Source organism: Mycobacterium arosiense ATCC BAA-1401 = DSM 45069 (genome assembly GCF_002086125.1).
Taxonomy (GTDB): Bacteria; Actinomycetota; Actinomycetes; order Mycobacteriales; family Mycobacteriaceae; genus Mycobacterium; species Mycobacterium arosiense.
The window spans coordinates 1-7,737 of sequence record NZ_MVHG01000138.1 but is presented as its reverse complement, the minus strand read 5'-3'; the positions used below and the strand labels follow the sequence as shown (position 1 = coordinate 7,737).

The following is a 7,737-nucleotide window of genomic DNA, read 5'->3' as shown; positions in this document are numbered from 1 at the left end:
TGGCAATCGAACGCTACAACCCCGTCGAAGGCCGCGTCGAGCGCGTCCAACGCCGACGACAGCGCCTCGCGATCAACGACTGCTCCCACACCCTCAAACTAATCGTGCCCCCCGACAGACTTCTCCGCCCTGAGACTACTGAAACACAAGTGGCACAAGTGATTTCCAGAGGTTGTTCCGGCTGCCCGGCGTCGTGGCAAGCGGCAGCAGGGAGTGCTTTTCGCCGCGGCTCTTAACTTCGCTGGGCCGCGAGCGCCACCGCGGTGGCCACGGCCACCGCCTCCGGCGTCACGGGTGTCGGGTCGCAGGTGCGACCGAGCTGGTGCTCGGGGACACCGATAACTTTGAGAAGGCCCGGCTCACCAGTCCATCACCGAATTGAGGACCGACGCATGAACACCGTCAACTTCGATTTCACCGGCGCCCATGTGCTGGTGACCGGCGGCACCAGCGGTATCGGCAACGCGATCGCCGCCGCGTTCGCCGGTGCCGGGGCCGAGGTCACGGTGACCGGCACCCGCGGCGCGGCCGCGGACTATCCCGAGGCGGAGCTGAGCGCGTTCACTTACCGCCAGTGCAATATCCAGGATCCCGAATCGGTTGACGCACTGGCGGATTCGCTGGGCGAGCTGGACATCTTGGTCAACAACGCGGGTGGCCTCTATCCGGCGGGCGACGAATACGACCCGGATGGCTACGTCGCGTCGGTGACGCAGAACATGCTGGGCCCGATGCGGCTGACCATGCGCTGCCACCGGCGCCTGGCGTCCAGCCAGGCCCCCGGCGGCGCGAGTGTTGTCAGCGTCGTCTCGATGTCCGCGTTCCGGTCGGCGGTCTTCGTCCCGGGCTACGCCTCGTCGAAGATGGGCCTGATCGCCCTGACGATGAACCTGTCGCGTCGGTGGGCAGACGACGGGATCCGGGTCAACGCCATCGCGCCCGGGATAATTCACACCCGAATGACGCACGCGATCATGGAAATTCCGGAGTTGATGGACGTCGAGATCGGCTTCCACACGCCGCTGGGCAGGCCGGGGACTCCCCAGGACTGCGTCGGCGCGGCGCTGTTCTTATGTACCGACGCCGCCTCGTACATCACCGGCAGCACCATCGTCGTCGACGGCGGCTACCTGACGGTGTAAAGCCTTGAGCGACCGAGAACATGGCAACCCCGGTCACGTTCGGCTGATGTCGGCGGTGACCGCGCCGGTGAGGCGAATCAGATCCCGCGGCGCCACCGCCACCTCCCAGCCCCGACGACCGGCACTGCACCACACCCGCTCCCACTGCGGCGCGCTGGAGTCGACGACCGTCGGCAGCCGCCTGCGCTGGCCGAACGGCGACACCGCACCGACGACGTATCCGGTGGTCCGCTCGGCGACCGAAGCCTCGGCCATATACGCCTTGGCAACCCCCAGCGCCGCGGCGGCCGCCTTCAGCGCGAGACGCGCGGTCGCCGGCACGACCGCGACCGCCAATCCGTTCGGCACCGCGATGACGAGAGTTTTATAGATTTGTCCAGGTTCGACGCCCGCGGCCGCGGTGAGCGCGCTGACCGCCTCGGCGCCGAACGATTGCTGCCGTGGATCGTGATCGAAGGTCAGGATCTGATGCGGCACATCGGCTTTCACCAAAGCGGCGATGCCCGGTGTGGCGGCCACCGTAAAGCCCTTTCGATGGCCGTGACCCGCCGCACCCGGCTTCGCCGCGCTTGCGGTCACGGCTGGGAGCAGTTAGGGACCCGAGTACCCCGGCGGGTTGACGCCGTCCACCCAGAAGTCGACGCCCAGCTTGGAGCCGGGAATGCAGTCGTATACCGACAGGTCGGTGACGCCGGATTCCACCAGCACGTCCTCGCACAGCAGCATGTTGCCGGTGAACTCCTTGGCCGGCTTGGTGAGGATGACGTAGGCCGCATCGGAGTAAACCTCGGGCTTGCGGGCGCGTCCCATCGCCTCGTCACCGCCGAGCAGGTTTTGCACCGCGGCGGTGGCCACCAGCGTGCGCGGCCACAGGGTGTTGGATGCGATGCCCTCGTCGCGCATCTCTTCGGCGATCCCGAGCGCGCACAGCGTCATACCGAACTTGGCCATCATGTACGCGGTCGGCTTGAGCCACTTGCTGTCCAGCAGCACCGGTGGCGACAGCGTCAGGACGTGCGGGTTCTCCCGGCCCTTCATGTGTCTCAGGCAGGCCTGCGACACCGCATAGGTGCCGCGCACCTGGATGCCGTTCATCAGGTCGAAGCGCTTCATCGGCACCTCGCTGATCGACCCCAGGTTGATCGCCGATGCGTTGTTGACGCAGATGTCGATGCCGCCGAATTGTTCGACGGTCTTGGCCACGGCCGCCTCCACCGAATCCGGGTCGCGGACGTCCCCGACGATCGGCAGCGCCTGTCCGCCCGCCTCCTCGAGCTCCTTGGCCGCGGTGAACACCGTGCCAGGCAGCTTCGGGTGCGGTTCGGCGGTCTTGGCGATCAGCGCGATGTTGGCGCCGTCCTGTGCGGCGCGCTTGGCGATGGCCAGGCCGATACCGCGGCTGGCGCCGGAGATGAACATGGTCTTGCCTTGGAGAGGCTTGGCGTGGGACATGGCGTCACACTAACGCCACCCCCGAGTCGGCCGGATCGGGGTCCGACCGGGGCGGCCGACACCGCCACCCGGCCGACTCGCGCTGCGGAAATAGCGGGGCCGCGCACGCTGTTGATCCAGTCGGTCTCACATGCGGTGGAGCGGACCCGGACGGACGGTGTCGGGGTCAGCCTTTAGATTGGGAGGAGCAGCCGTGGTGTCAACGGCGACGAGCCTGTTAGGCGAGGAGCTGTTGGCTGGCTTCCTTGCGAGTCCGGTGGCGCCTTCGGTGGCCTCCGGTAACACCGCCGCAGAAGGGACCGGGTTAATCGAGATGGCCGACTCTGAAGATGGTCGCGATGGCGCGACGGGGCCCGAGATTCCCGAGCCTGCAGCGCACGAAGAGACAGATGCGGAATTGACGGCGCGATTCGAACGCGACGCGATTCCCCTGTTGGACCAGCTATACGGCGGCGCGCTGCGCATGACGCGCAATCCCGCCGACGCCGAGGACCTGCTGCAAGAGACCATGGTGAAGGCCTATGCGGGATTCCGCTCATTCCGGGCCGGCACCAATCTCAAGGCGTGGCTGTACCGAATCTTGACCAACACCTACATCAACAGCTACCGCAAAAAGCAGCGCCAACCCGCGGAGTACCCCACCGAGGCGATCACCGACTGGCAGCTGGCCTCCAACGCGGAGCATTCGTCCACCGGGCTGCGTTCGGCCGAGGTGGAGGCCCTGGAAGCGCTGCCGGACTCGGAGATCAAGGACGCATTGCAGGCGTTGCCGGAAGAATTCCGGATGGCGGTCTATTACGCCGATGTCGAAGGTTTCCCGTACAAGGAAATCGCCGAGATCATGGATACGCCGATTGGAACGGTAATGTCACGGCTGCACCGCGGTCGACGGCAGCTGCGTGGCCTGTTGGCCGACGTTGCCAAGGAGCGCGGCTTCAACCGCGGTCAGCAGACGCACGAGGAGGTGTCGTCATGAGCGAGTTCTCCGGCCAGGGCGGTGCTTCCGCCGACGCCTGCCCCAACGACGAGTCCCACGGCAGCGTCGGCTGCGCGGAGGTGATTCGTCAGGTCTGGCTCCTGCTCGACGGTGAATGCGGCCCGGACACCCGCGAACAGCTGCGCCGGCACCTCGAGGCATGCCCCGGCTGCTTCAAGCACTACGGGCTCGAAGAGCGGATCAAGGCGTTGATCGCCACCAAGTGCCGGGGCGAGAAGGCCCCCGAGGGATTGCGCGAGCGGCTACGGCTCGAGATCCGCCGCACCACCATCATCCGGGGTTCGCAGTAGCGTCCCTTTAAGAGTTGGGCCGCTTGCCGTGGTTGGCCTTGCTGTGCTTGCGGTCGCGCTTCTTTCGGCCGCGTTTGGCCATGATGGAAAACCTCCGTGATTGCATGTCAAGCCGGGCGCCCGGCGCCCCGTTGGCTTGTCGACCATTCTCTCATGCGACGTCGGAGTGCTTGTCGGGGGCCGTGTGCCGCGGTCCCGACTGGTCGGTGTGGTTCGATGTATCCGAGCCTGACGGGCCCGAGGAAACCGTGGTGACAGCAGCCAGCCTGCGCGAAGGCCGAGACGAGTGGGGTGAAGATGGCGGAGGATGTCCGTGCCGAGATCGTGGCCAGCGTGCTCGAAGTCGTTGTCAGCGAGGGTGACCAGATCGGCAAAGGCGACGTCGTGGTGCTGCTGGAGTCGATGAAGATGGAGATTCCCGTCCTGGCCGAGGTCGGCGGCACCGTCAGCAAGGTCAGCGTGTCGGTGGGCGACGTCATTCAGGCGGGCGACCTCATCGCGGTCATCAGCTAGGCATCCGGCCCCTTCGATCAGCCGCCGGGGAACGACCCGGGGAGTAAAGCAATGTCAACTCTCGGTGATCTGCTCGCCGAACACACCATGCTGCCGGGCAACGCGGTGGACCATCTGCACGCGGTGGTCGGGGAGTGGCAGCTGCTGGCCGACCTGTCCTTCGCCGACTACCTGATGTGGGTGCGGCGCGACGACGGCGTGCTGGTGTGCGTGGCGCAGTGCCGGCCGAACACGGCGCCCACGGCGCTGCAGACCGATGCGGTGGGCACCGCCGTCGGCTCCGACCGGTTGCGGCTGGTGGCCGAGACGTTCGAGTCGGGCACCGCGAAGCGGAATGATGCTGTGGCACAGAAAGATTCGTGGCTTCCCGGTACCCACGTCGAGGCATCCCCGGTGCGCTACGGCGGCAAGGTGGTGGCCGTGCTCACCCACCATCAGACCGCGTTGGCCGCCGACCGTGCGTCCGGTCAGCTGGAGATCGCCTACCGCGAGTGCGCGGCCGACCTGGTCCAGATGCTCGCCGAGGGCACCTTTCCCGACGTCGGGGACGTGGTCATGTCGCGCTCGACCCCGCGGGCCGGCGATGGCTTCATCCGGCTCGACGTGCACGGCGTCGTCGCCTACGCCAGCCCCAACGCGCTGTCGGCCTATCACCGGATGGGCCTGACCACCGAGCTGGAGGGCCACAACCTGATCGAGGTCACGCGTCCGCTGATCTCCGACCCGTTCGAGGCGGCCGAAGTGGCCGAGCATGTGAGCGATCTGGTGGCCGGCGGGCGCAGCATGCGCATGGAGGTAGACGCCGGGGGAGCCACCGTGTTGCTGCGCACGTTGCCGTTGATGGTCGACGGCGCCAGCGCCGGCGCTGCAGTGCTGATCCGCGACGTCACCGAGGTCAAGCGCCGCGACCGGGCCCTGATCTCCAAGGACGCCACCATCCGGGAAATCCACCACCGGGTGAAGAACAACCTGCAGACCGTGGCGGCCCTGTTGCGTCTGCAGGCCCGCCGGACGGTCAACGCCGAGGGGCGGGAAGCCCTGATCGAGTCGGTGCGCCGGGTGTCCTCGATCGCCCTGGTGCACGACGCGCTGTCGATGTCGGTGGACGAGCAGGTCAACCTCGACGAGGTGATCGACCGGATCCTGCCGATCATGAACGACGTGGCGTCCGTGGACCGGCCGATCCGCATCAACCGGGTCGGCGATCTGGGCGTGCTGGATTCCGACCGGGCCACCGCGTTGATCATGGTGATCACCGAACTGGTGCAGAACGCGATCGAACACGCCTTTGACCCGGCGGTCGAGGAGGGCTCGGTGACGATCCGCGCCGAGCGCGCGGCGCGCTGGCTGGACGTGGTGGTGCACGACGACGGTCGCGGGTTGCCGGAAGGATTCAGCCTGGAGACGTCCGACAGCCTCGGTCTGCAGATCGTGCGGACGCTGGTGTCGGCCGAGCTGGACGGCACCCTGGGCATGCGGCAGGCGCCGGCCCGTGGCACCGACGTGGTGCTGCGGGTGCCGATCGGCCGGCGCAACCGTTTGCTGTTGTAGACGCACGGCACACCCACACGCAAAGGTGCGGCCCCGACTTTCGCCGAGGCCGCACTAATTGCGTTATTGGGTTAAACCCCGCTGCGGGCCTTCGTCCGGGCGTTGCGACGCTTCAGCGCACGCCGCTCGTCTTCGCTCATGCCGCCCCAGACGCCCGAGTCCTGGCCCGTGTTCAGCGCCCAACCGAGGCACTCTGTGGTCACCGGGCACCGATTACAGACCAGTTTCGCGTCAGCGATCTGCGCGAGCGCCGGGCCGCTGTTCCCTACCGGGAAGAACAGCTCCGGGTCTTCGTCACGACAGACCGCCTTGTGGCGCCAATCCATACGTCTTTACTCCTCACTGAGTGCGCAGCAAGGCGCACGGCCATTTTCTTCGGCTGTTTGACGCGTGCAGAAGAATCGGAGTTTGGACTCCTGCGTAAATTTCTGCATGCAACCTTTTGATCGTTTCACAGGCTCAACAGATGTCAATAGTGTGAGTTCGCTCGTGGGCTATCTCACTTTGATCAACTCGTAGCCAAGCCCTTACTCCGTTGTACTACACTCCACGGGCTGCCTCCGGCGGTAATTTGCCCACACCCGCGGCTGGGTGCGGCATTACCGCAGCTCAGTGCCGTTTCTGCTGACGAGGGGCGACCACCGCCAGCGCGTCCGGGACGGCTTTGAACGTCATGGTCTCGCGCGGGCCGAGGTAATCGCCGTCGAACTGGCAGGCGACGGCGTCGCCGGTCGAGGTAACTCGCACGCATGGCAGATCGTCCTCGGTGATGAGGTGCTTGAAGTTGAATGTCGGCCGTTTGGCGAACATCTGCCGCACGATTCGCAGCGTCGGGATCGGCTTCAGGGTGGTAGGGGCGAACACCCCCAGGCCCGACTCGAAGTTGCAGCCGGGGTTGGTCCACACCGGCCGTTCGTTGGCGAACGTCCACGGGCTCGAGTTCGACACGAACGCGAAGCTCACCCCGGTAATCGGTTCGCGGCCGGGAAGTTCGAGCGTCAGCATCGGTTCGCGGCGCGTATAGGCCCAGACGGCGGGCACCGCGGCGCGGATGTAGCGCCACGCCGAAACCTTGCCGCCCTTGTCCCGTTCGGCCTCGACCGCGGCCACCACCTCGGCGTCGACACCCATGCCGGTGTTGAACACGGCCCAGCGTCCGCCGCAGTCGATCAGGCCGATCCGCCGCCAGATGGCGCGCCGCTGGTAGTCGTCGAGCAACTGGATGAGCTGGTTGGTGGCCGCGACCGGATCCGTCGAGATGCCCAGCGACCGCGCCAGCACATTGGCCGAACCGCCGGGCACCACGGCAACCGCCGGCACCGGGCCGCTCGGCAGCGGCCCCGGCGGGCCGAGCAGGCCGTTGACCACCCCGCTCACCGTGCCGTCGCCGCCGTGCACGACCACCAGGTCGACCCCGTCGGCGACGGCCTTCTGCGCGAGTTCGGTGCCGTGACCGCGATGGTTGGTGTGCTCGACGCTGAGCTGCAGGCGGCTCTTGAGCGCGTGGGCCAGCAGATCGCGAGCCGCCGGAGTGGTGGAAGTCGCTGTGGGGTTGACGATCAGCAAGGCCCGCATGATGCACGAGCTTAGGCGGTGCGACGATGCGCGCCGCGGCGCGGCGTGAGGCGGGGGCCCCAACCGCCGGAGCGGCTCTACTAGTGTCGTGCGCCAGGAATTCGTTGAAGATATGAAGCGAGGCGTTCGAAGATCTCATCTGCAGTCTTGGTCCAGTTGAAGGGGCGCGGGTTGTCGTTCCAGGCGGTGATCCAGTCCCGGATGTCTTTTTCGAGCG

At 66.7% G+C, this 7,737-nt stretch carries 10 protein-coding genes; 5 read left to right on the top strand and 5 right to left on the bottom strand.

Going from position 1 to position 7,737, the window contains the following annotated elements:
* Positions 1 to 392 precede the first annotated feature (392 nt).
* Positions 393 to 1,142, top strand: a complete 750-nt coding sequence (locus BST14_RS27065; RefSeq protein WP_083067367.1) for an SDR family NAD(P)-dependent oxidoreductase — start codon at positions 393 to 395, stop codon at positions 1,140 to 1,142.
* 33 nt (positions 1,143 to 1,175) lie between these two features.
* On the opposite strand, the gene BST14_RS27060 is transcribed toward BST14_RS27065, so the two are convergent.
* Positions 1,176 to 1,661 carry a YbaK/EbsC family protein gene (locus tag BST14_RS27060; protein WP_083067366.1) on the bottom strand — a complete coding sequence of 162 codons (486 nt, stop codon included), beginning with the start codon at positions 1,659 to 1,661 and terminating at the stop codon, positions 1,176 to 1,178.
* A 72-nt stretch (positions 1,662 to 1,733) separates the two neighbouring features.
* Complete coding sequence (locus tag BST14_RS27055; protein WP_083067365.1) at positions 1,734 to 2,594, bottom strand: SDR family oxidoreductase; 861 nt, start codon at positions 2,592 to 2,594, stop codon at positions 1,734 to 1,736.
* 313 nt (positions 2,595 to 2,907) lie between these two features.
* Here BST14_RS27055 and BST14_RS27050 point away from each other — a divergent pair, with 313 nt between their 5' ends.
* Positions 2,908 to 3,570: a sigma-70 family RNA polymerase sigma factor gene (locus BST14_RS27050; RefSeq protein ID WP_083067364.1), complete on the top strand. Its 663-nt coding sequence runs from the start codon at positions 2,908 to 2,910 to the stop codon at positions 3,568 to 3,570.
* A complete protein-coding gene (gene rsrA / locus BST14_RS27045) occupies positions 3,567 to 3,881 on the top strand; it encodes a mycothiol system anti-sigma-R factor (RefSeq protein WP_083067363.1) in 315 nt (104 codons plus the stop codon). The genes BST14_RS27050 and rsrA overlap by 4 nt, the downstream gene beginning before the upstream one ends.
* Positions 3,882 to 3,888: 7 nt before the next feature.
* Here rsrA and BST14_RS32755 read toward each other — a convergent pair whose 3' ends face one another.
* A complete protein-coding gene (locus tag BST14_RS32755; protein WP_085976515.1) occupies positions 3,889 to 3,963 on the bottom strand; it encodes a 50S ribosomal protein bL37 in 75 nt (24 codons plus the stop codon).
* 215 nt (positions 3,964 to 4,178) lie between these two features.
* Here BST14_RS32755 and BST14_RS27040 point away from each other — a divergent pair, with 215 nt between their 5' ends.
* Together BST14_RS27040 and BST14_RS27035 are read left to right on the top strand one after the other, a co-directional pair.
* Positions 4,179 to 4,394 carry a biotin/lipoyl-binding carrier protein gene (locus BST14_RS27040; RefSeq protein WP_069419075.1) on the top strand — a complete coding sequence of 72 codons (216 nt, stop codon included), beginning with the start codon at positions 4,179 to 4,181 and terminating at the stop codon, positions 4,392 to 4,394.
* Between the two features lie 51 nt (positions 4,395 to 4,445).
* Positions 4,446 to 5,945 carry a sensor histidine kinase gene (locus tag BST14_RS27035; RefSeq protein ID WP_083067362.1) on the top strand — a complete coding sequence of 500 codons (1,500 nt, stop codon included), beginning with the start codon at positions 4,446 to 4,448 and terminating at the stop codon, positions 5,943 to 5,945.
* A 71-nt stretch (positions 5,946 to 6,016) separates the two neighbouring features.
* Here BST14_RS27035 and whiB1 read toward each other — a convergent pair whose 3' ends face one another.
* Both whiB1 and BST14_RS27025 read right to left on the bottom strand, forming a co-directional pair.
* Entirely contained in the window at positions 6,017 to 6,271 is a 255-nt protein-coding gene (whiB1, locus tag BST14_RS27030; RefSeq protein WP_003874607.1) for a transcriptional regulator WhiB1, read from the bottom strand.
* Positions 6,272 to 6,554: 283 nt separating this feature from the next.
* Entirely contained in the window at positions 6,555 to 7,520 is a 966-nt protein-coding gene (locus BST14_RS27025) for a diacylglycerol/lipid kinase family protein (protein WP_083067361.1), read from the bottom strand.
* Between the last annotated feature and the right edge of the window lie 217 nt (positions 7,521 to 7,737).

Bases quoted from the DNA above. Each gene is read 5' to 3' on its own strand.
- BST14_RS27065 (WP_083067367.1), top strand. From the start codon at position 393: ATGAACACCGTCAACTTCGATTTCACCGGCGCCCATGTGCTGGTGACC.
- BST14_RS27055 (WP_083067365.1), bottom strand. From the start codon at position 2,594: ATGTCCCACGCCAAGCCTCTCCAAGGCAAGACCATGTTCATCTCCGGC.
- BST14_RS27050 (WP_083067364.1), top strand. From the start codon at position 2,908: ATGGCCGACTCTGAAGATGGTCGCGATGGCGCGACGGGGCCCGAGATT.
- rsrA (WP_083067363.1), top strand. From the start codon at position 3,567: ATGAGCGAGTTCTCCGGCCAGGGCGGTGCTTCCGCCGACGCCTGCCCC.
- BST14_RS27040 (WP_069419075.1), top strand. From the start codon at position 4,179: ATGGCGGAGGATGTCCGTGCCGAGATCGTGGCCAGCGTGCTCGAAGTC.
- BST14_RS27035 (WP_083067362.1), top strand. From the start codon at position 4,446: ATGTCAACTCTCGGTGATCTGCTCGCCGAACACACCATGCTGCCGGGC.
- whiB1 (WP_003874607.1), bottom strand. From the start codon at position 6,271: ATGGATTGGCGCCACAAGGCGGTCTGTCGTGACGAAGACCCGGAGCTG.
- BST14_RS27025 (WP_083067361.1), bottom strand. From the start codon at position 7,520: ATGCGGGCCTTGCTGATCGTCAACCCCACAGCGACTTCCACCACTCCG.